13 protein-coding genes and 1 pseudogene are annotated in these 26,585 nt (G+C 64.7%); 6 read left to right on the forward strand and 8 right to left on the reverse strand.

Going from position 1 to position 26,585, the window contains the following annotated elements; translation table 11 throughout:
• Nucleotides 1-10: 10 nt before the first annotated feature.
• The 4 genes from AADZ55_RS17385 to AADZ55_RS17400 all read right to left on the reverse strand — a co-directional run bounded on the left by AADZ55_RS17385 (nt 11) and on the right by AADZ55_RS17400 (nt 4,475).
• The gene (locus AADZ55_RS17385) at nt 11-988 is read right to left on the reverse strand and encodes a glucosyl-3-phosphoglycerate synthase (protein WP_085327534.1); all 978 of its coding nucleotides are present in this window, start codon (nt 986-988) and stop codon (nt 11-13) included.
• Nucleotides 985-1,809 carry a dihydropteroate synthase gene (gene folP / locus AADZ55_RS17390; protein WP_242670377.1) on the reverse strand — a complete coding sequence of 275 codons (825 nt, stop codon included), beginning with the start codon at nt 1,807-1,809 and terminating at the stop codon, nt 985-987. The genes AADZ55_RS17385 and folP overlap by 4 nt, the downstream gene beginning before the upstream one ends.
• Nucleotides 1,810-2,070: 261 nt before the next feature.
• Nucleotides 2,071-3,864, reverse strand: coding sequence for a long-chain-acyl-CoA synthetase FadD6 (fadD6, locus tag AADZ55_RS17395; RefSeq protein WP_085327536.1), 1,794 nt, complete (start codon nt 3,862-3,864; stop codon nt 2,071-2,073).
• Between the two features lie 47 nt (nt 3,865-3,911).
• Nucleotides 3,912-4,475, reverse strand: a complete 564-nt coding sequence (locus tag AADZ55_RS17400; RefSeq protein WP_085327537.1) for a TIGR00730 family Rossman fold protein — start codon at nt 4,473-4,475, stop codon at nt 3,912-3,914.
• A gap of 96 nt (nt 4,476-4,571) precedes the next feature.
• Between AADZ55_RS17400 and AADZ55_RS17405 the strand changes: the two genes are divergently transcribed.
• Nucleotides 4,572-6,890 (forward strand): AAA family ATPase, encoded by a 2,319-nt coding sequence (locus AADZ55_RS17405; RefSeq protein WP_119185104.1) that lies wholly within the window; start codon nt 4,572-4,574, stop codon nt 6,888-6,890.
• Here AADZ55_RS17405 and dapE read toward each other — a convergent pair.
• Complete coding sequence (gene dapE, locus AADZ55_RS17410) at nt 6,887-7,951, reverse strand: succinyl-diaminopimelate desuccinylase (protein ID WP_085327538.1); 1,065 nt, start codon at nt 7,949-7,951, stop codon at nt 6,887-6,889. The two genes, AADZ55_RS17405 and dapE, sit on opposite strands and share 4 nt — an antisense overlap.
• Nucleotides 7,952-8,042: 91 nt before the next feature.
• Here dapE and dapD point away from each other — a divergent pair, with 91 nt between their 5' ends.
• From dapD to AADZ55_RS17435, 5 genes are all read left to right on the forward strand, one after another.
• Nucleotides 8,043-8,996: a 2,3,4,5-tetrahydropyridine-2,6-dicarboxylate N-succinyltransferase gene (gene dapD / locus AADZ55_RS17415; protein ID WP_085327542.1), complete on the forward strand. Its 954-nt coding sequence runs from the start codon at nt 8,043-8,045 to the stop codon at nt 8,994-8,996.
• A 571-nt stretch (nt 8,997-9,567) separates the two neighbouring features.
• Complete coding sequence (locus AADZ55_RS17420) at nt 9,568-9,750, forward strand: hypothetical protein (protein ID WP_085327540.1); 183 nt, start codon at nt 9,568-9,570, stop codon at nt 9,748-9,750.
• Nucleotides 9,751-9,773: 23 nt separating this feature from the next.
• Nucleotides 9,774-14,492 carry an amino acid adenylation domain-containing protein gene (locus tag AADZ55_RS17425; RefSeq protein WP_341286217.1) on the forward strand — a complete coding sequence of 1,573 codons (4,719 nt, stop codon included), beginning with the start codon at nt 9,774-9,776 and terminating at the stop codon, nt 14,490-14,492.
• Nucleotides 14,476-21,450 (forward strand): amino acid adenylation domain-containing protein, encoded by a 6,975-nt coding sequence (locus AADZ55_RS17430; protein WP_341286317.1) that lies wholly within the window; start codon nt 14,476-14,478, stop codon nt 21,448-21,450. The genes AADZ55_RS17425 and AADZ55_RS17430 overlap by 17 nt, the downstream gene beginning before the upstream one ends.
• A gap of 76 nt (nt 21,451-21,526) precedes the next feature.
• Nucleotides 21,527-23,359 carry a flavin-containing monooxygenase gene (locus AADZ55_RS17435; RefSeq protein ID WP_085327611.1) on the forward strand — a complete coding sequence of 611 codons (1,833 nt, stop codon included), beginning with the start codon at nt 21,527-21,529 and terminating at the stop codon, nt 23,357-23,359.
• Here the strand turns inward: AADZ55_RS17435 and AADZ55_RS17440 are convergent.
• From AADZ55_RS17440 to AADZ55_RS17450, 3 genes and pseudogenes are all read right to left on the reverse strand, one after another.
• Complete coding sequence (locus AADZ55_RS17440) at nt 23,356-24,660, reverse strand: MFS transporter (RefSeq protein WP_085327612.1); 1,305 nt, start codon at nt 24,658-24,660, stop codon at nt 23,356-23,358. The two genes, AADZ55_RS17435 and AADZ55_RS17440, sit on opposite strands and share 4 nt — an antisense overlap.
• Nucleotides 24,661-24,825: 165 nt before the next feature.
• Complete coding sequence (locus AADZ55_RS17445) at nt 24,826-25,326, reverse strand: MarR family winged helix-turn-helix transcriptional regulator (RefSeq protein WP_085327610.1); 501 nt, start codon at nt 25,324-25,326, stop codon at nt 24,826-24,828.
• 61 nt (nt 25,327-25,387) lie between these two features.
• Nucleotides 25,388-26,577 (reverse strand): annotated as a pseudogene (locus AADZ55_RS17450) (PPE family protein).
• Nucleotides 26,578-26,585 lie beyond the last annotated feature (8 nt).

A 26,585-nucleotide genomic window follows, 5' to 3' on the forward strand; every position in this document is an offset into this window, starting at 1 on the left:
ACTCCGGTGATCAGCGTGGCCTGAGCACGTTCATCGGCGGCCGGTCTACCAGCGACACCGGCCAAGTCTGCTGGGTGTATCCAGTTCCGTCGGGCCCGGCGGCGCAGAACTGGGTCAACCCGACGCCGGAGTCGGGGATTCCGCAGCGGGACAGCAGGGTCGCGATGACCTGGCGGCTCATCGCACCGAGCTCGTCCAGCGGTCGGTTACGGTGCGCCCGCACACCCAAGTTGACCTGGGCGATCGCGTCCAGGCCCAACCGGTCGAGGGTGTCTACCAACAGGCCGATCTCCACGCCGTAGCCCGGGGCGAACGGCAGCGATGTCAGCAGCTCCCGGCGCGCCGCATACTCGCCGCTCAGCGGTTGCAGCACATTGCCTAGCTCGGGCCGCAGCGCGGCTAACAGCGGCCGCGCCACCAGCTCGGTGACCCGCCCGCCGCCGGTGGCGCCCGCCCCGCCATTCACGTCACTGACCTTGAGCGGCCGTCGGTAGAAGCTCTTGACCAGATGAATGCCGTCCCCGGTGAGCAGCGGACCGAGAAGCCACGGCACGAACATCGGGTGCGGGTTGATCAAGTCGGAGTCGACGAACACCACGATGTCGCCGCTGGTGGCCGCCAGCGAACGCCACAACGCCTCACCTTTGCCGGGCCGGGTCTGCACCTCGGGCAACGCCTGTTCGCGGCTGACGACGCGGGCGCCGGCGGCGATGGCCCGGATCTCGGTGTCGTCGGTTGAGCCGGAGTCCAGCACGATAAGTTCGTCGACCAGGCCATCGACCAGCGGGGAAATGCTGTCGATCACCGATTCGATGGTTTTCTCCTCGTTGAGGGCCGGCAGCACCACCGAAATCGTCCGTCCGGCCTTGGCCGCTTCCAACTCCCCAATCGTCCAACTGGGACGGTGCCAAGTGCGGGTGTCTCCGGGCAGCGCGGCGCGGACCCCGTCACTGGTGAGATCGCCGGCGACCAGCTCCGATGCTGTCATGCGAGTCCTCTCACCGTGCGCGTCGGCGGGCGGAGCCCCTGGATCGAGGCCACCATTTCCAGCACCCGCCGGGTGGCGGCGACCTCATGCACCCGAAACACGCGCGCTCCGGCGGCCGCCGCCCATGCGGTGGCTGCCAGTGTTCCCTCAAGCCGTTCGGTCAAATCCACGCCCAGAGTCTCCCCGACAAGATCCTTGTTACTCAAAGCCATCAACACGGGCCACCCGGTCATAACAAGATCGGCCACGTGTCGCAACAGGAGCAGCCCATGGAAGGTGTTTTTGCCGAAATCGTGGGCCGGGTCGATCAGCACCCGGTCGCGGGCCACTCCGGCCGCGACTGCCCGCTCAGCGGCGTCCGTGACCTGGCGAATCGCGTCATCCACCACACCGCGGGTAGTCGTGCCGTAACTGACCCTGAAGGGTCGCGTGCGGGGCAGCGCGCCGCCGGTGTGCGCGCACACCAGGCCCGCGCCGAATTCAGCGGCCACCTCGGGCATCGCCGGGTCGACGCCACCCCAGGTGTCGTTGATCAGCTCCGCGCCCGCCATGCAGGCCTCCCTGGCCACCTTTGCGCGCCAGGTGTCAACGCTGATCAGCTGGTCCGGGTAGGCCCCGCGCAGCCATTCGATGAACGGCACCAGCCGCGCGATCTCGGTGTCGACATCCACGCTTTCGCCCGGGCCGGCCTTAACGCCGCCGACGTCGATGACATCCGCACCATCGGCGACGGCCCGGTGGACCGCGTCCCTGGCAGCCGCGTCGCCAAACGTCGCACCCTTGTCATAGAACGAATCCGGGGTGCGGTTGATGATCGCCATGATCAGCGGGCGATCAGCTGCGACCGGGCGGCCGCACAGCGTTGAAGGGCCGGCTGACGCCGGCGGTGTTGCACGCACGTATCCATAGTGCCTGGTTACCGCCCAGCCCCCGGTGCGGGTATCGAGACCGCTTTCAGGGCTGCCCGACGTTCGGGCGGACGCACGCTGCGCGCCGTTTCGACGCCATCGGCGCAGACTCGATGAAACCGAGCCCGGTGGGGAGGCGGAAAGCCGCTCCCCGGGGCCGCTCCCCCAGGACCGCTAGCCCTGCGGTCGCTTGCCGGTCGCTACCTCCTCGGGGTAGTCGGCGTAGTAGGGCACATATCCTTCGTCGCGGCCGGCCAGTACGTACAGCGGGTCCTCGACGTCGGCGCCATAGGCCTGGTTGCGCAGGTCCACCTTGCGGCTCTTGAATGTCGTGGTGTGCGCCAACGACTCCACTACCCGCACGAAGAGCGGAAGCGCATAGCCGGGCAGCTGACCATAGACCGTGCGGGCCAGCGCCTGGCCGTCAAACTCGGCGCCGTCACGCAACTTGATGGCGGCCATCCCAGCGCGGCCGCCGGTGCGTGGAATCTGGACGCCGTAGACCGTGCACTCCTCGACGACCGCTACGGCCGCCAGAGCCGCTTCGACCTGCGTGGTCGCGACATTCTCGCCCTTCCAGCGGAAGGTGTCGCCCAGCCGGTCGACGAACGCGGCATGACCCATGCCCTGCGGGCTCATCACGTCACCGGTGTTGAACCAACAATCGCCGTCCCGAAAAGCGTTGCGCACCAACTTCTTTTCGCTGGCAGCCGAGTCGGTATAGCCGTCGAACGGCTGCAGCCGGTTGACCCGGCTGAGCAACAGGCCGGGCTCTCCGTCGGGTACCCGACGCACCCGCCCGCTCTCGTCCCGCAGCGGTTCGCCGGTGTCCGGGTCGTACTCCACATAGGCAAGCGGCATCGGCGATACCCCGGCGGTCCTGGGCACATTGAAGATGTTGATAAACGCCGAATTGCCTTCGCTGGCGGCGTAGAACTCGCACACCCGCGCGATCCCGAAGCGGGCAGTGAACTCATCCCAGATCTCCGGCCGCAGCCCGTTGCCACAGATCACCCGCACCTGGTGGGCTCGGTCGGTCGGCTTGGGCGGCTGGTTGAGCAGATACCGGCAGATCTCGCCTATGTAGATGAACGCGGTGGCCCGATTGGCGATCACCTCGTCCCAGAACCGCGACGCCGAGAACGACTTGCCCAGCGCCAGGGTCGCCCCGGAATTGATCACCGACGACAACGCGACCGTCAACGCGTTGTTGTGGTACAGCGGCAGGCAGCTGTAGAGCGTGTCGGATCCCTTCAGCCGCAGCCCCATCCCGCCGAAGGTGGCCAGTGCCCGCAACCACCGCTGATGCGTCATCACGCTGGCCTTGGGAAATCCGGTCGTGCCCGAGGTGAAGATATAGAAGGCCGTACTCTTGGCCTGCACCGCCGACACCGACGCCGGGTTGGTGGCGGGCGCGGTCGTGGCGAATCGCTCCAAGTCTTCGACGGTGAGCACGTCGCCCGCTATGGGGACCGCCGAGGCGCCACATTCGGCCACGGCGCTGACCAGGTCGGACTCCGCGATCAGCACCTTTGCGTCCAGCAGACCCAGGCTGTGGGCCAGCACCTCGCCGCGCTGGTGGTAGTTGAGCATGCCGGCGATGGCGCCGCACTTGACCGTGGCCAGCATTGCCAGCACGGTGTTGGGCGAGTTGCGCATCATGATCCCAACGACGTCGCCGGGGCCGACACCGCGGGCGGCCAGCACCGCGGCGTACCGGTTGGCGGTGGCGTTGGCGTCGCGGTAGGTCAGCTGCTGGTCGCCGAACTTCAGGAAGACTCGGTCGCCGTAGCGGGCGGCCCGGTCCTGGAACACCGTGCCAATCGACGCCCTGGAGTTCGGCCCGGCCAGCAGCCCGGTCATCGCCCCGCGCACGATCGACGGCGTGTCGGCCAACACTCGCGGCACCCGAGCTGCGAGATCGGTCAGCCTGACCGTCGTGCGTGCGCCACCGTCATGATCGGACACTTAGCCCTCGATTCGTTCGGAAAAGTCGAATTGGTTGCCAACCAACCTCAGGCCGGTGCGCAGGCCCGAAGCGCGTCATCAACGTTATCGACCACCACCAAGCGCTCCATCGCCGCATCTGAGACATAGCCGGTGTCGTTCAGCCGGCACAGCCATGCCCGAAATCCGTCGTAATGCCCCCAAGGATCCAACAACACGATGGGTTTCTCATGCACCCCGAGGTATCCCTCGGTCCACGCGTTCAACAGCTCGTCCAGGGTGCCGACACCACCTGGCAGCGTAATGAACGCGTTGGCGCGATCCTCCATAATCTGCTTGCGCTCCCACATCGTGTCGGTGACGATCAACTCGTCGGCGTCGTGGTCGGCCAGTTCGCGGTAGACCAGCATCTTGGGGATCACGCCGACGGTCCAGCCGCCGCGGGCCCGGGCACCAGAGGCAACCGCCCCCATCGCGGAAACGTGACCACCGCCCCACACCAGCGTCCAGCCACGCTCGGCAATGGCCTCGCCGAGCGTAGCGGCGAGTTCCAGTAGTTCCGGATGCGTCGGCGCGGCCGCGCAGTACACAGCCACAGTCCAATCACCAGTCAAGTCGCTCGTCGCCGACATACACCAGAACGTAGACCAACGGCGCGGACGCCGTACACATTTGCCCATCGCTCCGCCCAAATGTCCCTGGGCCGAAGCGCGCCATAAAATCCGGCGATGCGCTGGGTAGCTGCTCCGAACGAAGCCGTCGTGAACCGAGTGGAGGCCGCCGTCGAGAGTCCGGACTGGTCCGGGGTGGTGCTCGTCGGGCCGGACGGCGTCGGCAAGACGCTGCTGGCACAACTTGTTTCCGAGCGGGTCATGGCCAGGGTCGGCCGGGCTCGCTGGGTCGCGGGCACCGCGCCAGGGCGGGCCATCCCGTTCGGCGCCTTCCGCCATTTGATTGGCCTGCCCTCTTCCGGGACCGATATCGGGCGGCCCGCTGCCCTGCTGCGGGCGGCGCGCAAACACCTGACCGGCGACGCTGGCGATCTGCTCCTGATGATCGACGACGCACACGACCTGGACACACTGTCGGCCACCTTGATATACCAGCTGGCGCGGGCACGAGCGGCGCGGCTGGTGGTCACCGTGCGGTCGGGGGCCAAGCTACCCGACGCAGTCGCCGCGCTGTGGTCTGACTATCTGCTCACCCGGGTCGACATCGAACAGCTCGATAGGGCCCAGACCACGGCGTTGGTGGAGTCAGCGCTGGACGTGACGCTGAACGTCGCCAATGCCGACGAGGTCTTCCGGCGCAGTCTGGGCAACCCGTTGTATTTGCGGCATCTCGTCGTCGGCGGCGGTTTGGAGTACGTCGACGGCCAGTGGCGCTGTCGGGGCGAGGATCGGCTACCGCTATCCGGCCTAGTCGACGAATACCTAACCGCCCTGTCCGAACCGGCCCGCACCGTCGTCGACTACCTCGCCATCGCCGGACCATTGCCGCGCGCCGACCTGGTTGCCCTGGTTGGTGGCGGGGGCTTGGACGCGCTCGGGCAAGCCGAAGCCGCGGGTGCCGTGCGCTCCGCTCCCAACGGCGAAACCAGCGACATCTTTGTTGGCCATCCGCTGTACGCCGATCGCTCCCGCGGCATGCTCACCGCCGACAGGGCACGTGCGCTGCGCACATCGGTGGTCACCCAGCTGGCCAAGCACCCGTGCGACCATGTCAGCGATCAATTGCGACTGTCCGTGCTGGCCACCGATACCCCAGCCATCCCCGCGCCGGACACGGTCGCGGATGCGGTGACAGCGGCCGCGCAGGCACTGCGGCTTGGCGACGTGCAGCTCGCCGAGCGGTTGGCCCGAGCGGCGCTGGACCGATCGGACACGCTGGCGGCACGCCTACCCTTGGCGTACGCGCTCGCTTGGCAGGGCCGTGGTCGCGAAGCCGGTGCGGTGCTAGCGGCGGTGGATCCCGCCACATTGACCGAGACCGAGCTGATGGCCTGGGCGATACCGCGGGCGGCGAATCAGTTCTGGATGCTCGACGAGCCCGAGCGCGCCACCGCGTTTCTGCAGACGACCCGAAACCGCGTTACCGAACCCACAGCCCGCAGCACCCTCGACGCCCTGACGGCCACGTTCGCCATGAACTCCGCAAACTTGCCGCGGGCCATCAGACTGGCCAGTGACGTGCTGTCCGGACCGGGCGCCGGGGACATGGCCGTGGCTTGGGCCGCCAGCGCCGCCGCCTTGTCCTCGGCGCGAATGGGCCGGTTCGGCGACGTCGACCGGCTGGCCGAACAGGCGGCGGCCGCCGAACATCCGGGGCTGCTGCGGTTTACCGTGGGCCTGGCTCAGGTCACGTCGTTGCTGATGGCAGGCGACGTCGCGCAGGCGCACACGCTGGCCCAGCGGTTCACCGACTTCGCCGAGCTGCAGCAACCCGGCCGGGCCATCGGTGAAGTGCTACTGGCCTACGTGCTGATCGTCAAAGGCGAATTCGGCGTCGCGGCATCGATGCTGGAGCCGGCCGCCGCCACGCTGGAACGAACCGGCTACTCGTGGGGTCCGCTGTCGCTGATGCTGTTGGCGACGGCTATCGCACAGCAAGGCGACATCGCCGAGTCCGCAAAAGCGTTGCGACGCGCTGAAACTCGGCACGGAACCAAGTCCGCGTTGTTCGCGCCCGAGCTCGGTCTGGCTAGGGCCTGGACCAGAGCGGCCGCCCGGGACACGACGGGGGCGATCGCGGCGGCCCGTGAGGCGGCCCGCACAGCCGCGCGTGCCGGGCAGTCGGCAATAGCGCTGCGCGCCTGGCATGACGCCGTTCGGTTGGGCGACATCCGCGCAGTGGACCCGGTGACCCATCTGGCCACCGAAATGGACTGCACGGTAGGAAATGTCGTCGTCAAGCATGCCCGTGGCCTAGCCGACGGAGATGCGGCCGCCCTGACGGCGGTGGCTGCCGAGCTGGCTGGGATCGGGATGGCTGCCGCGGCAGCCGACGCGACAGAGGCGGCCGCGCGGTTCGGGCGACGGGAGCGCTAGCCGCCCAAGTAGCGGCGCAGCACGTCGACGGCCGCGGTAATCTTGCCGATCGGCACTCGTTCGTCGCGGCAGTGCGCCAGATTGGGATCACCCGGCCCGTAATTGACCGCCGGAATGCCCAAGGCGGCGAATCGCGACACGTCGGTCCAGCCGAATTTGGCCCGCACCTGCCCGCCGGCGGCCTCCACCAAGGCCTTCGCCGCGGGCTGGGACAGACCGGGCAGCGCACCCGCCGCGGCGTCCGTCTGTTCGATCCGCACGTCGAGCCCGTCGAACACGTCATGGACATGTTGCAATGCCGCGGCCACCGACCGGTCCGGGGCAAAACGGTAGTTGACCGTGACCGAGGCCGCATCGGGAATCACGTTGCCGGCGACGCCACCTGCTACACGCACCGCCGAAAGGCCCTCACGGTACGTGCAACCGTCGATGTCAACGCTGCGCGCCCGGTAGGCCGCCAACCGGTCCAGCACAGCGCCCAGTTTGTGGATCGCGTTGTCGCCCAACCAAGAACGCGCCGAATGCGCGCGAGTTCCGGTCGCGCTGAGGACGACACGCAATGTGCCCTGGCAGCCGGCCTCGATGCAGCCGGCGGTGGGCTCGCCCAAGATGGCGACGTCCGCGGCCAGCCAGTCCGGCAGCTCGCGCTCAATACGGCCCAAACCGTTTGCCGCCGAATCGATTTCCTCGCAGTCGTAGAACACCAGCGTCAGATCGTGCGCCGGCTCGGCCACCGTGGCGGCCAGATGAAGGAAGACCGCGTCGCCGGATTTCATGTCAGCCGCACCGCAGCCATGCAGCTCGTCATTCTCCCGCCGGCTGGGCAGGTTGTCGGCCGCCGGCACGGTGTCCAGGTGTCCGGCCAGCAGCACCCGAGAGGGCCGGTTCAGCCGGGTCCGCGCCAGCACGGCGTTGCCGTTGCGAATGACCTCGAACCCCGACGCCTGAACGCGCAACGCAGCTTCCACTTCGTCGGCGATGCGCGCCTCATTCCTCGACTCGCTAGGAATATCAACGAGCGCCGCCGTCAGCTCAACGGGATCCCCGCGCAAGTCCAGCACAACACCAACCCTAGTTCGCCGAGCAGACACGGAATCGCACCACCGGAAGCTTTGGGATGCGATTCCGTGTCTGCTCGGCGACCAAAGTAACCTGACCGTCGTGACTGGAGCTGCAGGCATCGGGCTGGCGACCCTCGCCTCTGACGGGTCGGTCCTCGACGCCTGGTTTCCCACCCCCGAGCTGACCGCATCGGGCACCGGCGCGACATCGCGACTGGCTCTATCCGACGTTCCCGCCGAGCTGACCGCGCTGATCGGCCGCGACGACGACCGAAGCACCGAGACCATTGCGGTCCACACGGTCATCGGCTCGCTCGATGATGTCGCCGCCGACGCTTACGACGCCTACCTGCGGCTCCACCTCCTGTCCCATCGCCTGGTCGCGCCGCATGGGCTGAACGCCGACGGCTTGTTCGGCGTATTGACCAATGTGGTGTGGACCAATCACGGACCCTGCGCCATCGACGGTTTCGAGGCGGTGCGGGCGCGGCTGCGCCGCCGCGGACCGGTGACGGTATATGGCGTCGACAAGTTTCCCCGGATGGTCGACTACGTGGTACCCACCGGCGTCCGCATCGCCGACGCCGACCGGGTGCGGTTGGGCGCTCATCTGGCTCCGGGCACCACCGTGATGCACGAGGGCTTCGTCAACTACAACGCCGGCACCCTGGGCGCCTCGATGGTGGAGGGCCGCATCTCGGCGGGCGTGGTGGTGGGTGACGGCTCCGATGTCGGCGGCGGAGCGTCGATCATGGGTACGCTGTCCGGCGGCGGGACGCAGGTCATTTCGATCGGCAAGCGCTGTCTGCTCGGCGCCAATTCCGGCCTCGGCATCTCACTGGGTGATGACTGCGTGGTGGAGGCCGGGCTCTACGTCACCGCCGGCACCAGGATCACCACGCCCGACGGCAGCTCGGTCAAGGCGCGTGAGCTCTCCGGGAGCAGCAATCTGCTGTTCCGCCGCAATTCGATGACCGGTGCGGTCGAGGTGGTGGCCCGCGACGGTCGGGGTATCGCCCTCAACGAGGATCTGCACGCCAACTAACCCAAGGTTGGCGACGGGTTCTGACCCGTCGCACTGGCTGATTCCATTGCCGACCGACGGCACCTTTGCCGGACATCGGCCAATAAAACCAGGGTGAACAAAACTCCCCGACCTCCTGCGCCGGCTGACGGTGGTAGGTCCATCGCGGCTTGCGCGAAGCGCGGGTCGGCATCATGGTCATGATTTTGGGAAGTTCGCCGCGCCGCCGATGGTAGCGAACAGGCTTGCCGGTGCCGTTCCACGATGAGCCCGTAGAAGCCGCTGGTCCCGGTGGCCGGTAGGCGGTGCAGCGCCAAGTCGGTGGCGATGTGCAGCTTCCCGCGGTGCAGTTTGCACATCCCGGCTTCGTATCTGCCGTCCAGCGGTTGCTCGGCTTCCCGAACTCATTGTCGAACGGGCTTGCCGAACGCAAGACCAGACCCGTCAACCATCGATTCGGCCGGGCATGGCCTGCCGACTGCCAATATTCTTACCGCCTGCAACTGTTGCCGTTACCTACTCTCGTAGGCTGCAACTCCCGCGCGGGGCAGTTCTTGCAAGCGACAGCTCTATTCGATGACTAGGTAGGCCGGTGAGCATCAATCCGTTTGACGACGACAGCCGCTTCCTCGGTTTGCTCAACAAGGAGGAACAGCACATCCCAGGCGAGCCGGCTCGCGCTGGGTGCCTGGACTATATCGAGCGGAACTGGGCCGACATTCGGCCGCAGCGTCTGCGCGAGAAGCTGGCGCAACACCGGGCTTGCGACGCCTAGACCGTCTGGGTTGTAGCGGCCGGATGAAGCTTGACGAGGGGGCGCTGGCGCTGACGCGTGGGCAACTGGGCATATGGTTTTCGCAGGAAACTGGTTATTCGGAGACGGACTGGCAGCTTTGCTGGTTCGTGGTGATCAGGGGTGCGGTAGATCCCGATCTGATTGAGCGAGCGATCCGCCACGTGGTGGGTGAGGCCGAACCACTTAGGGCCGGCTTCTATGAGGTGGATGGTCAGGTTTTCCAAAGGAAAATTGATGACCCGAATGTTGAGATTGCCCGCTATGACCTCAGGTGCTCGCAGGATCCCGTCCGGGAGGCCTATCAGCTGGCCTCATCGATGCAACGCACGCCGATGCCGTGGGCCGGTCCACTGATTAGATTCGCGTTGTTTCGCACGCGACCAGCTGAATTCCGCTTGTTCATATGCGCCCACCATATAGTCATCGACGGGTTCGGCTCTGCGCTAATCACCAATCGGATCGCCGCTGTCTACTCTGCGATTGTTTCGGATGCACCGGTACCCCCTGCCTTCTTCGGCTCACTACAGGACCTGATTTCCTGCGAGTCAGAATACGAGGCATCCAGCGATTATTGGGAAGACCGCGCGTATTGGAGCGAGAACCTTCCGCTGGAAACCGGTCCGGATTATCGGTTGGCGCAAGTCGCGCCGGGGCGTGATTCGTTTTCGGCTGCTGCGCCAGTTCAGTTGGACCCTTCGCTGGTGGGTCAAGTCGACGCGTTGTGCCAGGTGTTGGGGGTGCGTCGATCGTCAGTGATTGCCGCGGCGTGCGCGCTATTGGTACGTGGGTGGTGTGCTGGCGGGTCAGAGGTGGTGCTGGATTTCCCGGTCAGTAGGCGCATCAATGCGCAGTTAAAGACGTTTCCCGGGATGGTTACCGGGATCGTGCCGCTGGTGTTGACGGCGTCGCCGGGGTCGACGGTCACCGGCTTTTGTGAGCACGTTGACACGCGGATACGAGAAGTTCTGCGGCATCAGAGGTTTCCCGTCCAAGCCTTGGAGAACAACGGCGGCCGGCGAGGCGCACGGCAACCGACGGGTAGGGTCGCGGTCAATTTGTTCCCGTCGATCACTATTTCGCCTTTCGATACCGCTCCAGCATCGGTGGTCTACACGACTTTTGGCCGTGTGGACCACTTTGGCCTGTTCTTCATTAGAGACGGTGATCAACTATTTCTGAGCACCGCGGGCGCCGGTCAGCCTTTTTCGGATTTTGATACCTCCGATTTAGCGCGACGACTGCAGAAACTGTTGGTGGCGATGACAGCCGATCCTGGGCAGCGGTTGTCCTCGATCGATGTGCTCGATACCGCCGAGCACACCCACCTGGACAGGATCGGTAACCGGGCGGTGCTGCGCGCTAGCCAGCCAGCATCGGCATCGATACCGCAGCTGTTCGCCGCCCAGGTCACGCGCACGCCCGAGGCGATCGCGGTGACGTTCAACGGTGAACAGATCAGCTACCGCGATCTCGACTCGGCCGCCAACCAGCTCGCGCAGCTGCTGGCCGGTCATGGTGTGGGCCCCGGCGATGTGGTGGCGCTGCTGGTGCAGCGCTCCATCCAGGCCATCACCGCGATCCTGGCGGTACTCAAGACCGGGGCCGCCTACCTGCCGATCGACCCCACCCACTCCGCCGCCCGGATCGCGTTTATCGTCCACGACGCCGCCCCGGTGGCCGCGGTCACCACCACCGACCTGGCCGAGCGGCTGGCCGACCACCAACTACCGGTACTCGCCGTCGATGACCCAATCCTCGACACCTACCCAAGCGCAGCACTGCCCCATCCCACACCCGAGCACCTCGCCTACATCCTCTACACCTCGGGCACCACCGGAGTCCCCAAGGGCGTGGGGATCACCCACCACAACGTCACCCAACTATTCGCATCGCTTGACACCAGCCTGGTCCCGACAACCGGGCAGGTGTGGAGCCAATGTCATTCCTATGCATTCGATTTCTCGGTCTGGGAGATCTGGGGCGCACTGCTACACGGCGGACGCCTGGTAGTGGTCCCCGAAGCCGTCGTGCGCTCACCGGAAGAGCTACACACCCTGCTCGTCTGCGAACACGTCGACGTCTTAAGCCAAACCCCATCGGCGTTTTATGCGCTGCAAACCGCCGATGCGCTGCGACCCGAGCTGGCACGTCGGCTGAAACTTCAGACCGTGGTGTTTGGCGGCGAAGCGCTAGAACCCCACCGCCTTCGTGCTTGGCTGCACAACCACCCGGGGTCACCGCGCCTGGTCAACATGTATGGCATCACCGAGACCACCGTGCATGTCTCCGTTCGCGAGATCCTCGAGCGCGACACCCGCAGCAGCGCCAGCCCAATCGGGGAACCATTGGCCAATGTTGGCTTGTTTGTGCTGGATGGGTGGCTACGACCGGTCCCGGCCGGGGTGGCCGGCGAATTGTATGTGGCCGGCGCCGGGGTGGGGTGTGGGTACTGGCACCGACCGGGGTTGACCGCAACACGGTTTGTGGCATGTCCATTCGGCGGGACCGCAACCCGCATGTATCGCACCGGAGACGTGGTGCGCTGGCGCACCGATGACCAGTTGGAATTCCTCGGACGCACCGATGACCAAGTCAAAATCCGCGGCTATCGCATCGAACCCGCCGAAGTGGCCGCCGCACTAACCCAGTTAGACGGAATCGACCAGGCCGTGGTCATCGCCCGCCAGGACCGCCCCGGCGACAAACGCCTCGTCGGCTACATCACCGGCACCGCCGATCCAGCCACCGCCCGCGCCCAACTAGCAGACCGACTACCCAGCTACATGATCCCAGCCGCGCTGGTAACCATGCAGCAACTACCACTAACAATCAACGGCAAACTCGACACCCGCGCCCTACCCACCCCCGAATACCGCGACACCGACCGATACCGACCCCCCACCACCCCCACCGAAGAAATCCTGGCCACCATCTACGCCCACGTACTGGGCACCGACCACGTCGGCATCGACAACTCATTTTTCGACCTCGGCGGCGACTCACTATCGGCGATGCAGGTCATCGCCGCAGCGAACAAGTCCCTGAATACCCACCTGAGCGTGCGCGCCTTGTTCGACTCGCCCACGGTGAGCCAGCTGGTCACCCATATCGGAAGGGGTGATGGCGCGCGTGCGCCGTTGGCGCCGGTTGATGCCCGACCCGCGGTGATCCCGCTGTCGTTTGCCCAAAGCCGGTTGTGGTTCATCGACCAGCTTGACGGACCCTCCGCGGTCTACAACGTACCGGTGGCGCTGCGGTTGAGCGGGGAGTTGGATGTCGAGGCGTTGCGCCGGGCGTTGGTTGATGTGGTGGGCCGTCATGAAAGCCTGCGCACGGTGTTTGTGGCGGTCGAGGGAATACCGCAGCAAGTGGTCGTGCCTGCTGAACAGGCAGACATGGGATGGAGCGCGCTCAACGCGGCCGGATGGTCACCCACCCAGCTGGACGAAGCACTCACCGCCGCGGCACGCTACACGTTCGATTTGGCATCCGAAATCCCGTTTCGTGCACAACTTTTCATCGTTGGTGAGCACCAACACCTGCTAGTGCTCACCATGCATCACATCGCCGCTGACGGTTGGTCGTTGGCCCCGCTGGCCGCCGATCTGGGCGCGGCCTACGCCAGCCGATGCGCCGGACACGCCCCCGACTGGGCCGAATTAACGGTCCAGTATGTCGATTACACGTTGTGGCAGCGCCAGCAGCTAGGCGATCTAGCCGATCCAAACAGCGGCATCGCCGGCCAACTGACGTATTGGCACAACACCCTGGCCGGGATGGCTGAACGCCTGCAGTTGCCCACCGATCGGCCCTATCCCCAGCTGGCCGACTATCGCGGCGCCAGTGTTGCGGTCCAGTGGCCGGCAGAGCTGCAACAGCGGGTGACGCGGATGGCCCGCGAACATCATGCGACCAACTTCATGGTGGTCCAGGCGGCCCTAAGCGTGTTGCTATCGAAGATCAGCGCCAGTTCCGATGTGGCGGTCGGGATCCCGATCGCCGGCCGTGCCGACCCCGCCCTGGATGAGTTGGTGGGCTTTTTCGTCAACACCGTGGTGTTGCGGGTCGAGGTGGTCGGCGACCCCAGTTTCGCCGAGCTGTTGGCCCAGGTCCGAGCGCGCAGCGTGGAGGCTTTCGAGCATCAGGACGTGCCATTTGAGGTGGTGGTAGATCGGCTCAACCCAGCCCGGTCATTGACCCATCACCCCCTGGTCCAGGTGGCGCTGGCCTGGCAAAACACCAGCCCAGCCGCGCCGGTGCTGGGTGATCTACACATCACAACCCTGCCCATGCACACCCAAACCGCCCGCATGGACCTAACGTTTTCTTTGGCCGAACGCTTCACCGACACCGATGAACCCGCCGGCATCGGCGGCGCGGTGGAGTATCGCACCGACGTGTTCGACCAGGCCAGTATCCACACCCTCATCGACCGGCTAGAGCGGGTACTGGTGGCGATGACAGCCGATCCTGGGCAGCGGTTGTCCTCGATCGATGTGCTCGATACCGCCGAGCACACCCACCTGGACAGGATCGGTAACCGGGCGGTGCTGCGCGCTAGCCAGCCAGCATCGGCATCGATACCGCAGCTGTTCGCCGCCCAGGTCACGCGCACGCCCGAGGCGATCGCGGTGACGTTCAACGGTGAACAGATCGGGTCAGCGGGTCGCCGCCCAGGTCACGCGCACGCCCGAGGCGATCGCGGTGACGTTCAACGGTGAACAGATCAGCTACCGCGATCTCGACTCGGCCGCCAACCAGCTCGCGCAGCTGCTGGCCGGTCATGGTGTGGGCCCCGGCGATGTGGTGGCGCTGCTGGTGCAGCGCTCCATCCAGGCCATCACCGCGATCCTGGCGGTACTCAAGACCGGGGCCGCCTACCTGCCGATCGACCCCACCCACTCCGCCGCCCGGATCGCGTTTATCGTCCACGACGCCGCCCCGGTGGCCGCGGTCACCACCACCGACCTGGCCGAGCGGCTGGCCGACCACCAACTACCGGTACTCGCCGTCGATGACCCAATCCTCGACACCTACCCAAGCGCAGCACTGCCCCATCCCACACCCGAGCACCTCGCCTACATCCTCTACACCTCGGGCACCACCGGAGTCCCCAAGGGCGTGGGGATCACCCACCACAACGTCACCCAACTATTCGCATCGCTTGACACCAGCCTGGTCCCGACAACCGGGCAGGTGTGGAGCCAATGTCATTCCTATGCATTCGATTTCTCGGTCTGGGAGATCTGGGGCGCACTACTACACGGCGGACGCCTCGTAGTGGTCCCCGAAGCCGTCGTGCGCTCACCGGAAGAGCTACACACCCTGCTCGTCTGCGAACACGTCGACGTCTTAAGCCAAACCCCATCGGCGCTGGCAATGTTGTCGCCGAACGGGCTGGGATCGGCGACGCTGATCGTGGGCGGTGAGGCCTGCCCCGCCGAGGTAGTGGACCGATGGGCGCACCAGCGCGCGATGGTCAACCAATACGGCCCAACCGAAACCACGATGTATGTGGCGATGAGCGCCCCGCTACGACCGGGGTCGGGCATTGCCCCGATCGGCTCCCCAGTGCCAAGGGCAGCATTGTTTGTGCTGGATGGGTGGCTACGACCGGTCCCGGCCGGGGTGGCCGGCGAATTGTATGTGGCCGGCGCCGGGGTGGGGTGTGGGTACTGGCACCGACCGGGGTTGACCGCAACACGGTTTGTGGCATGTCCATTCGGCGGGACCGCAACCCGCATGTATCGCACCGGAGACGTGGTGCGCTGGCGCACCGATGACCAGTTGGAATTCCTCGGACGCACCGATGACCAAGTCAAAATCCGCGGCTATCGCATCGAACCCGCCGAAGTGGCCGCCGCACTAACCCAGTTAGACGGAATCGACCAGGCCGTGGTCATCGCCCGCCAGGACCGCCCCGGCGACAAACGCCTCGTCGGCTACATCACCGGCACCGCCGATCCAGCCACCGCCCGCGCCCAACTAGCAGACCGACTACCCAGCTACATGATCCCAGCCGCGCTGGTAACCATGCAGCAACTACCACTAACAATCAACGGCAAACTCGACACCCGCGCCCTACCCACCCCCGAATACCGCGACACCGACCGATACCGACCCCCCACCACCCCCACCGAAGAAATCCTGGCCACCATCTACGCCCACGTACTGGGCACCGACCACGTCGGCATCGACAACTCATTTTTCGACCTCGGCGGCGACTCACTATCGGCGATGCAGGTCGTGGCGCGGGCCCGCGCTGCCGGTGTGGTGTGTCGCCCGCGCGACATTTTCGTCGAGCGGTCCGTGGCTGGGGTGGCCCGGGTAGCCACCTTTGCCGGTGCCGGGGATGGTCTGGTTGATGAGGGTGTCGGCGAGGTGGTGGCCACACCGATCATGTGCTGGCTGCGAAGTGTTGACTGCGCCGTGGAGCAGTTCAACCAGACGATGGTGTTGCGGGCTCCGGCGGGGGTGACCGACGCCGACGTGGTGCAGTTGGTGCAGGCGCTGTTGGATCGGCATGCCATGTTGCGGTCGCGGGTCATCGATAATGCCGCGATTGGCGGGGATTGGTTGCTGTATGTGCCGGAACCGGGTTCGGTGCAGGCGCACGACTGTGTGCGGTGTGTGGCGGTGCCCTCCGATGATGCATTGGTGGCCGCCCGCCACCGATTGGACCCCGCAGCGGGGCTGATGGTCAGCGCGGTGTGGGTGTCCTCGACGGCTGAGCTGGTGTTGGTGATTCATCATTTGGCCGTTGACGGGGTCTCGTGGCGGATTTTGGTTGATGACCTGAATACTGCGTGGCAGCAGCGGCAGGCAGGACAGCCGATAGCGTTGCCGGTGGAGGGGACGTCGTTTCGCTCCTGGGCCGCGACGCTAGCTGAGCACGCGCGCAGCCCCGCGGTGGTCGATCAGTTGGCGGCGTGGCAGCGCATTGAGGCGGCCGCGGCGGTGACCGAAGTTCTGGCGCCGGTCGAGTCGACGGTGGATACGTATGTCACCGCCGGGCATCTGTCGGTGACGTTGGATGTCGACACCACACGCCTGCTGCTGGGCGAGGTGCCTGCGGCGTTTCACGCCGGGGTGCACGACATTCTGTTGATCGCATTCGGACTGGCGTGGACGGAATTCCTGGGTTGCGCCGGTGCTCCGATCGGCATCGATGTGGAGGGTCATGGCCGCCAGGAGGATCTGGACCCCAACATTGACCTGTCGTCCACGGTGGGGTGGTTTACCAGCAAATACCCGGTTGCGGTGGTGGTGGATGGACCCAATTGGCAGCAGGTGCACCATGGCGCGCCGGCGTTGGGGGCGGTGGTCAAAGACGTCAAAGAACAGCTCCGAGCCGTTCCTGACGGCCTGAGTTATGGCTTGCTGCGTTATTTGAACACCGAGGTGGATCTGGCCGGACCTGATCCGTTGATCGGTTTCAACTATCTGGGTCGTCTGGGCGTTGTGGCTGATCCGGCGGTGCCCGGCACTGCGTGGCAGATCGCGGGCGAGGCGACGGTGTTCAGTGATCCGGCGCGCACCGCGATACCTGTGTCGCTGATGCATACCGTCGACCTCAACGCGGTCACGATCGACACCGCAATCGGTCCGCGGCTGCACGCCAACTGGACGTGGGCGTCCGCCAAGCTTGATCGTGTCCAGATCGCCCGGGTTAACCAGCTCTGGTTCGAGGCCCTAGCCGGCATCTGTGCCCATGTGCAACGTGGTGGGGGCGGGTTGACCCCCAGCGATGTCGCCGGCACCGGGCTGAACCAACAACAGATCGACGAACTCGAAGCACAACACGACATCGCCGACATCTTGCCGCTGACCTCACTGCAGCACGGCTTGCTGTTTCACACCAGCCACACGGATGAGTACGGAAAGGGCGCTGCCGATCCGTACGTGGTGCAGAGCAGCATCGGGCTGGCCGGCCGGCTTGACCCCCACCGTTTGCGTGCTGCCGTACAGACGGTCATCAACCGTCACCCCAATCTTGCGGCTCGATTCGTTGTCGATCATCTCCACCAACCGGTGCAGGTTATTCTGGCCGATCCGGCGTTGCCGTGGCGCTATATCGACCTAGCCGACGATCCGGGACAGGCCGGCGGTCAAATCGAACAAATTTGCGCTGATGAGCGCGCTGCGCTGAGCGAGCTTGCGCGCGCCTGTCCGCTGCGGGCGGCCCTCGTCCGCACCGCAGCAAACCGATATCGGCTGGTGCTGACCAAGCATCACATAGTGTGTGATGGCTGGTCGCTGCAGATCCTGCTGCGGGAGATATTCGCCAGCTACGACGGGCTGCCGTTGCCCGCCCCTGCACCGTATCGCAGTTTTATGTCCTGGCTTGCCACCCAAGACCACGCCTGCTCCCACACCGCCTGGCGCCGTGTGCTGCGCGGCGTGAAGACACCAACTCTGGTGAGTAGGCGTGACCCGTTCGAGCTGACCGGCAAAGACGTCGCATCCTTTGTGCTGCCCGAAGCAGTGACGGACGCGCTCACCCGACTGGCGCGTCAACACCACACCACCGTCAGCACCGTGCTGCAAGCCGCGTGGGCCTGCCTATTGAGCTGGCAAACCGGTCAACACGACGTGGTGTTCGGAACGACGGTCTCTGGGCGGCCGGCCGATCTGGCCGGGGCGCAAACAATGGTGGGTCTGTTCATCAATACCGTGCCGGTGCGTGCCACGCTGACGGTCGCTACCACCACGGCACAGCTGCTCGACCAACTGCAAAACGCCCACAACATCACCCTGGAACACCAACACCTACCGCTTACCGATATCCACCGCATCACCGGCCTCGACAGGCTGTTCGACACCCTGTTCATCTACCAGAACTATCCCGCTGACACCGCCCCCCTGGACAACCAAGGCCCGGCGATTACCGAGATCTCCGGCTACGAATTCACCCACTACCCGTTGGCCTTGACCGTCGTACCAGGCCGAGAACTGGAACTTCGCGTCGAATTCGCCACGAATGCTTTCGATGCCGCCAGCATCCGCGCGCTGGTCGACCGGGTGCAGCTGCTGCTGGAAGCGATGACAGCTGACCCTGGTCGGCGGTTGTCGTCGATCGATGTGCTCGACAAGGCTGACCACGCCCTTCTGGACCTGGTTGGTAACCGTGCCGTACTGGCGGCCGCCCCAGCGGCGGTGGGGGTGTCAGTTCTGCAGTTGTTCGCCGCCCAGGTGGTGCGCACACCCGAGGCGATCGCGGTGGTGTTCAACGGTGAGCAGACGACATATCGCGGGCTGGACGAGGCAGCAACCCGGCTGGCTAACCTGCTGGTTGGTTATGGCGTGCGGCCCGGGGATGTGGTGGGGCTGTTGGTGGAGCGCTCGGCTCAGGCCATTGCCGCGATCCTGGCCGTGCTCAAGACGGGCGCCGCGTACTTACCCATCGATCCAGCCCACCCCGACGCCCGGATCGCGTTCCTGCTCAACGATGCCGCCCCGGTCGTGGTGGTGGCCACCACCGGGTTGCGTTCTCGGCTGGACGGTCAAGACGTGGTGGTCATCGATGTCAATGATCCGGCCCTTGAGCGCTGCGATCCGGATTACCCCTTGCCCTACCCGCACGCCGACGACCTGGCCTACATCCTGTACACCTCGGGCACCACCGGGGCCCCGAAAGGGGTGGGGATCACCCACCACAACATCACCCAGCTTCTGGCAGCACCGACTTCGTTCACGCCTACGGCGGGGCAGGCAGTTACCCAGGTTCATTCGTATGGCTTCGACTTCTCGGTGTGGGAGATCTGGAGCGCGTTGTTGCATGGTGGACGGCTGGTGGTGGTGTCCGAAACCGTGGCCCGCTCCCCGGCAGATCTGCATGCGTTGCTGGTCGCCGAACGGGTCGACGTCTTGACCCAAACCCCGTCGGCGGTGGGGGGGTTGTCGGCGCAGGGGTTGGAGTCAACGACTCTCGTGCTTCTCGGCGAGCCGTGTCCGGTCGAGCTGGTAGACCGGTGGGCGCCTGGGCGGGCGATGATCAACTCCTATGGCCCGACCGAGGCCACGATATTTGTGACGGTGAGTGCGCCGTTGCGACCGGGTAAGGGGATTGCGCCAATCGGCTCGCCGGTGCCGGGGGCGGCGTTGTTTGTGCTGGATGGGTGGCTACGACCGGTCCCGGCCGGGGTGGCCGGCGAGTTGTATGTGGCCGGCGCCGGGGTGGGGTGTGGGTACTGGCACCGACCGGGGTTGACCGCAACACGGTTTGTGGCATGTCCATTCGGCGGGACCGCAACCCGCATGTATCGCACCGGAGACGTGGTGCGCTGGCGCACCGATGACCAGTTGGAATTCCTCGGACGCACCGATGACCAAGTCAAAATCCGCGGCTATCGCATCGAACCCGCCGAAGTGGCCGCCGCACTAACCCAGTTAGACGGAATCGACCAGGCCGTGGTCATCGCCCGCCAGGACCGCCCCGGCGACAAACGCCTCGTCGGCTACATCACCGGCACCGCCGACTCGGCTGGCGCGCGCGCGTTATTAGCCACTCAGCTGCCCGGCTATATGGTGCCGGCCGCCGTAGTGGCGGTTCCTGAGCTGCCGTTGACGGTCAACGGCAAACTCGACGTTCGTGCCTTGCCGGCCCCTGAGTATGGCCACGTTGACCGGTATCGGGCCCCGACCACGCCCACCGAGGAAATCCTGGCCGGCATCTATGCCCAGGTGCTCGATGTCGAGCGTGTCGGAGTCGACGATTCGTTTTTTGACCTGGGTGGTGATTCTTTGTCGGCGATGCGGGTCATCGCCGCGGTGAACGCGGCCCTGGCGACTGACCTGAGCGTGCGCGCGTTGTTCGAGGCGCCGTCCGTGAGCGGCCTCAGCTCGCTCATGCGGGAACCCAGCCCAGCGGCCCCATCAAGCCATGCGGGTATGGTCGCCCCCGTTGAGGTGCTTCACCACGGTTCTGGATCTCCCCTGTTTTGCATCCATCCCGCCGGCGGCGTTAGCTGGCCGTATCGCATTCTGGGTTCCTATGTGGGTTGTCCGATTGTCGGTATTCAGCAGGCCACTCGAAATGGCGGTCAGGAGCCCGAATCGATTCGCGCCCTGGCAATGAATTACGCCCAGCGGATCGAAGAGTTTCACCCCGGAGGCGCATATAACCTTCTTGGCTGGTCCTTCGGGGGAAATGTGGCCCACGAGCTCGCCATTGAGCTCGCTCGTCGTGGGCACGTGGTCCAACGTCTGATAATTTTGGACGCCGCACCTAGCCACGATGATGCGTTAGCCATTTATGGTGAAAATGCCATTGACGAAGCTTTGGCGCTAAACGACTACCTAAAACAAGCGTTGCGATACGATGACTTCACCATCCCCGAACAATCTGATTCAGAAACTCATCAGCGGGCATCGGTATTGATCAAACAGCTAAACGCACCCGACACCCTTCCGTTCACCGACCTGCTAGAGGTTATCGTAAAAAACGCCGACGCCAATATGCAATGTGGTTCGGAACACAAAGCTGGGGTTTTCAATGGTGATATGACCATATTCTCCGCGGTCCGGAGCGCGGCGAGTGGAGCACTTGCACAGAGCTGGCGTCCATATGTCACGGGTGAGATCACCGACCATCCGGTTGATTGTGCCCATCACGAAATGTTGACCCCCGAAGCGGTTGAACTGTTTGGCGACCGACTCAAGGCGGTATTAGAAAGCTGAAATAGAACGACCGTGAGGTTTTTCCACCCGCCGTGGGGTTCGGAAAGCGATTTTGTCTGAGTTGGAGGAGGCATCCATGAAGGTCGGGGTCATTGGGGCCGGCCCATCCGGGCTGACGACCATTAAGCAGCTGCGCGACGAGGGACACGACGTCGTGTGCTTTGAGAAAAGCGCCGACATCGGCGGCATCTGGTATCGCCACGCCAACGATGGCGACTCCATGAAAGCCTTCGATGAAATGTACCTCACCATCTCCATGAAGCTCATGTCCTTCTCGGATTTCATGGTGGAGGACCGAGTCTTCGCGGATCGTGAAGGCTACCTTCGATACTTGCAGACCTACGCCGACAAGTTCAATTTGCGGCAATGCATCATCTTCAATTCGACGGTCGAATCCGTAGCGAGAATTGGCGACGATTGGCAGGTTTCGGTTACCACGAACGGGCAACAAGAGCACCACACGTTCCAAGCACTGGCCATCTGCAGCGGTCCCTTCCGGACGCCGGCGACCAACATCTCCTACCTCGACCGGTTCTCCGGTGAAGTGATCCATTCCTCTCGGTACAGGAACAACCGCGAGTTTCGCGGCAAGCGCGTGCTCGTTATCGGCCTCGCCGAATCTGGCGCCGATATCGTCAGGCAGATCTCGGGGGTCTCGGCCGAATGCACGCTGGCCATCCGCTCGCGTTCCTTTCTGGTCCCTCGTCTTCATGACGGACGATATTCGACAGACAGCCAGACGGTCCGAGCTCATCACTATGAAATGTATGCCCGCTCGTCGGAGCAGCCCTTCCGCATGCGGGCATTCTTCCACGACGAGACAATGTCAAAAGCCTCCTTCATGGACGCCGTCCGATACCATGGCATGCAGGCGGCAATGACGAAGACTGCAAGCTTGTTCGATCTAGAATCTTTCGGAACGAATCTCTTGAGCGACGCCAGCAAAAATCCCGCAACCGCTGTATCCGATGCGGTAGCCAAGGCGATACTTGCGGCGCCGACGGCCGGCGCCGACGACCTCGACCCAAGGAACAGCCTGGGCCAGCCTTTATATCCTCCGAAACTTGATTTGTTCACCGAGGCAACGAAGGAGACATTCGATTACATCACCGAGTGGAATCGGAAGTCTCACAAGGGACAAGATTCTTACTCCCAACGCGTCATCTTTTGCAAGAACGTCTCATTTGTACCCAACGTCCTGAACGGGAAGATTCAGGTAAACGACAGCGGCATCGAGACCATCGAAGGCAACACGGTGTACTTCAAGGATCACACAGTGAAGGAATTCGATTGCATAGTTCTCTGTACCGGGTTCGAGCACGATTTCTCACTCCTGCGCGGTGTGGAGATCCAAGACAATAACGTTCGTCATCTCTACAAGCACGCATTCCATCCCGACCACGGCGGGCGACTTGCGCTAATCGGGTTCGTTAGACCATTCAGCGGTGGGATTCCTATCTGCGCCGAGATGCAGGCTCGGTACTTCGCCCTCCTGTGCAGCGACAAGCTCGAGTTGCCCGCAGACATCCATGCCCGAATCCGAGAGGACAAAGCGTGGGAGGAGAAGTGGACCGAGCTGAGTCCACGCCACTACGAGGCGGTGCCGTCGCTGCTCTTTTTTCTCGACTCGATCGCCAAAGAGATAGGGTGCCTGCCCACCTGCAAAGAACTAGTTGAAGAACCGGAGCTCTTGGTGACGCTCTGGTTTCATTCATTCAACCAGTTGTGCTACCGCCTCATCGGCCCCCACAGCATGCACGATGACGCGAGGAAATCTCTCATGAACGAACAGCTGCCGGGCGGCAGCCTGCTCAGCATGTTCTACTTCATGGCGAGCTCGCTGTGGCCACACGGTACGCGCCCCAAAGATTTGCCGTTGAACCCAAATCTGTGGAAGACGTCAACCTAGCGCGAGCGGTTGTTGGATTCTGACTCAGTCGCGAGCAGGGCTATGCCGGTGGTTTCGGGCAGCCGATAGGTGCATACCAGGCTGGTCAGCGCGAGGCTGGCCAGCATGGCGCCCATCGCCCAGCTGCCATAGGTTGCCAGCAGCGTGCCGGCAATCAGCGGCGGCACAGCGCCGCCGGCGATGCCGGCGAGGTTCACCGCCAACGCGGTGCCCGTGTATCTGTAGCGAGTAACGAACAGTTCTGGGATGAACGATGCCATAGGTCCGAAGGCGAACGCGGCGACCGCATACATGCCGATGACAGCGATCGCGAACAGACTGGGATTGCCGGAATCGATCAGCGGCATGACCAAGAGCGCCCACGGAAGAGCCGCCGTCCACCCAACCAAAATGAGGCGCCGGCGACCGAATTGATCAGAAAGACCGGCCGAAAATGCCGTGAACGCGATGGACGTCAACCCGCCCAGCACACCGTCGAACAAGATGCTGCCGCGCGAATACCCCAGGTGGGTGTGGGCGTAGGTGGCGAAATAGGTGCTGGCCAGATAGACGAAGCCGAAGCAGGTGACCGAGCTGCCCGCGGCCAGGATTATCTCGCGCCGCTGCCGGCGCAATACTTCGGCGATCGGCGTTCTGGTTGCCCCGGAAGAGGCCGTTTCAGCTGCCCTTTCCCTGGCGAACACCGGGGTCTCGTCGATGTTGAGCCGCACATACAGGGCAATGGCGATCAACCCCGCACTGATCAGAAACGGTATGCGCCACCCCCACTGCAGAAACAAGGGGCTGCTCTCGCCGATGGTGTAGTTCACGCCCAGAAAGGTCAGGCTGCTGAAGACCAGGGCGATGCCGCCGCCGACGATGGTGAACATGCCGTACCGGCCACGTTTGGCGACCGGCGCGCATTCCGCGCTCAGCAGCGCTGACCCGGCCCACTCCCCTCCGACGGCAAACCCTTGCAGCAGCCGCATGGCCGTCAGGATCAGTGGCGCAGCGGCACCGATGGCCGTCGCGGTGGGAACCAGCCCGACCGTGACCGTTGACAGGGCCATGATCAGCAGCGTGGCCACCAGGGTCTTCTTGCGGCCGAGGCGGTCGCCGAAGTACCCGAAGACGGCCGCGCCGAGCGGCCGGGACACAAACGCGGCGGCAAATGTACCCATCGAGGCGACCGTGGCCACCGCCGGATCGAGGTGCGGGAAGAACACGGTGGGAAACACCAGTGCCGCCGCGGTGCCATAAATGAGGAAGTCATAGAACTCGATTGCCGAGCCGACAAGGCACGCCAAAGCAATCCGCTTCATCGGTGTCACCGGCGAGCTTACTTCGATCAACCCGGCACCCGTCACAGCCAGGCTGTTTGTGTACACGGCGACGACGTTAGGTGACGGTGTCCACTCTTGCTCCAGTCAAGTCCCGGGAAAACGCTGTCAACATCCTGCGAAACTCCGGACGAGCGCCGTCGGGTTTCACCACAGCTTGGGGGCGCGGTACGGGTTGGCCGGATCGAACTCCGTTGTCCCCCGACAGACTTCACCAACCGCATCCAGCGCCCGGTAGAGCTCGCCGAGGCCGTCGTCGCCGATGCGCGCGCGGATCTCCCGGTCAAGCTCGGCTGCCGCGCTCAGGCGCGCCGTCACGTAATCGATTGCCTTCGGAGTGAGCTCGACCACCTTCTCGCGCTGGTCGGTGGTCGACGCGGCGGTGTGCACGTAGCCGCGATCGCGTAGTTCGGCAACGATCTTGCTGGCCGCCTGGCGACTGACGTCGAATTGTCGTCCCATCTCCGAGATGGTCATCGGCCTTGGTTGGGCATACAGGGCAAATACGTAATTCATCGCATAGCGCCGCTCCGGGAACCCGACCGACTCCATCTCGGTATCGAGCCGAAGGAGATAGCTCCACCACGCGATTCGCAGTGCTTGGCCGAGGTCTGTCTGCGGCGACCGGAACCCAGGTCCGTCAATCATGATTGACAACAATAGGCGGACCCCGCCCGCGCCGTGAGCACCGTCGGCACAGACCCGTGCGCTATCCGGCGGCCGGTGTTCGGGGCATCACGTAGGCGCGCGGAGCGACTCTGAGCACGTTGCTCACCGTAGGGCCGGCGCCGGTGCCCAGGTGCCCTCCGGGCAACCCGCCGAGCACATGTTCGGGAGCGCCCTGCGGGACACCGATCAGGCTGTTGACCGGCACCGCTCGAGCCACCGGGAGGATCGCCTGGTTGGCCCCGGGCCAGCTTTGCGGAACGGACAACATCCCCACCGAAGGCGCCCGGCCCAAGCCGGCGGCCACCGCCGAACTTTCTGGGCCGAGTGCCCCTCCCACCGAGACCAATTCGCCGCCCACTGCCTGCCCCAACGCGCCGGCCTCGCCGCCCACCGTCTCTGCAAGCCCCAGTGTCGCGTCTTCGAGACCGCCGGCCGCGGGGAACAAGCTGGCCAACATCGAACTCACCGTGTCGGTCATGGACAGCAGCGTGTCTTCCATCGAGATGTGGTTGTCGAGCACGGACACCAAATCGCCGAACGGCGAGATGGTCTGCAAAAAGGCCTGCAGCTTCCCGGGGGGGTGATGTATTGGGTCGGCGCCGCAAACCCTTGCAGCGCCTGGGGCACGTTGTTCATCAACCGGGTTGCCGCAGCAACGCCGGTTGCCTTGGCGACCACGACGGCCTGGTCGGCCAGCCCCACCGCGCTGGTGATCTCCGGCGCTTCCTCGAACGGCGTCAGCGTCGACGCGGCCGCAGCAGCACCGGCGTAGCCGTACATCGCTGCGGCGTCTTGGTCCCACATCTCTTCGTAGGCCGCCTCGGTGGCAGCGATCGCGGCAGTGTTTAGCCCGAAGATGTCGGCCGCGATCAGCGTCATCAACAGCGAGCGGTTGGCCTCGACCTGCTGTGGGGGCACCGTCATCGCGAATGCGGCATCGTATGCGGACGCCGCCTTGGTGGCCTGAACAGCGGCCTGTTCAGCCACTGTCGCGGTGCGGCTCAACCATGCCACATACGGCGCGCACGCAGCCACCATCAACGCGGATGACGGACCCAGCCACGGCCCCGCCGGCAGCCATGAAATCACCGATCGATATGACTCCGCCACCGAGTACAAGCCGGCAGCCAGCCGGTGCCAAGCCGCCGCGGCTGCCAACAGCGAGCCCGCACCCGGACCGGAATATATTCTCGCGGAATTGATTTCCGGCGGTAACGTCCCAAAATCCATTTCGCGTT

The organism is Mycobacterium decipiens (assembly GCF_963853665.1).
Lineage (GTDB): Bacteria > Actinomycetota > Actinomycetes > Mycobacteriales > Mycobacteriaceae > Mycobacterium > Mycobacterium decipiens.

Excerpts from the sequence above, each read along its gene's own strand:
- AADZ55_RS17385 (WP_085327534.1), bottom strand. The coding sequence starts at position 988 with ATGACAGCATCGGAGCTGGTCGCCGGCGATCTCACCAGTGACGGGGTC.
- folP (WP_242670377.1), bottom strand. The coding sequence starts at position 1,809 with ATGGCGATCATCAACCGCACCCCGGATTCGTTCTATGACAAGGGTGCG.
- AADZ55_RS17400 (WP_085327537.1), bottom strand. The coding sequence starts at position 4,475 with ATGTCGGCGACGAGCGACTTGACTGGTGATTGGACTGTGGCTGTGTAC.
- AADZ55_RS17405 (WP_119185104.1), top strand. The coding sequence starts at position 4,572 with ATGCGCTGGGTAGCTGCTCCGAACGAAGCCGTCGTGAACCGAGTGGAG.
- AADZ55_RS17425 (WP_341286217.1), top strand. The coding sequence starts at position 9,774 with ATGAAGCTTGACGAGGGGGCGCTGGCGCTGACGCGTGGGCAACTGGGC.
- AADZ55_RS17435 (WP_085327611.1), top strand. The coding sequence starts at position 21,527 with ATGAAGGTCGGGGTCATTGGGGCCGGCCCATCCGGGCTGACGACCATT.
- AADZ55_RS17440 (WP_085327612.1), bottom strand. The coding sequence starts at position 24,660 with ATGAAGCGGATTGCTTTGGCGTGCCTTGTCGGCTCGGCAATCGAGTTC.
- AADZ55_RS17445 (WP_085327610.1), bottom strand. The coding sequence starts at position 25,326 with ATGATTGACGGACCTGGGTTCCGGTCGCCGCAGACAGACCTCGGCCAA.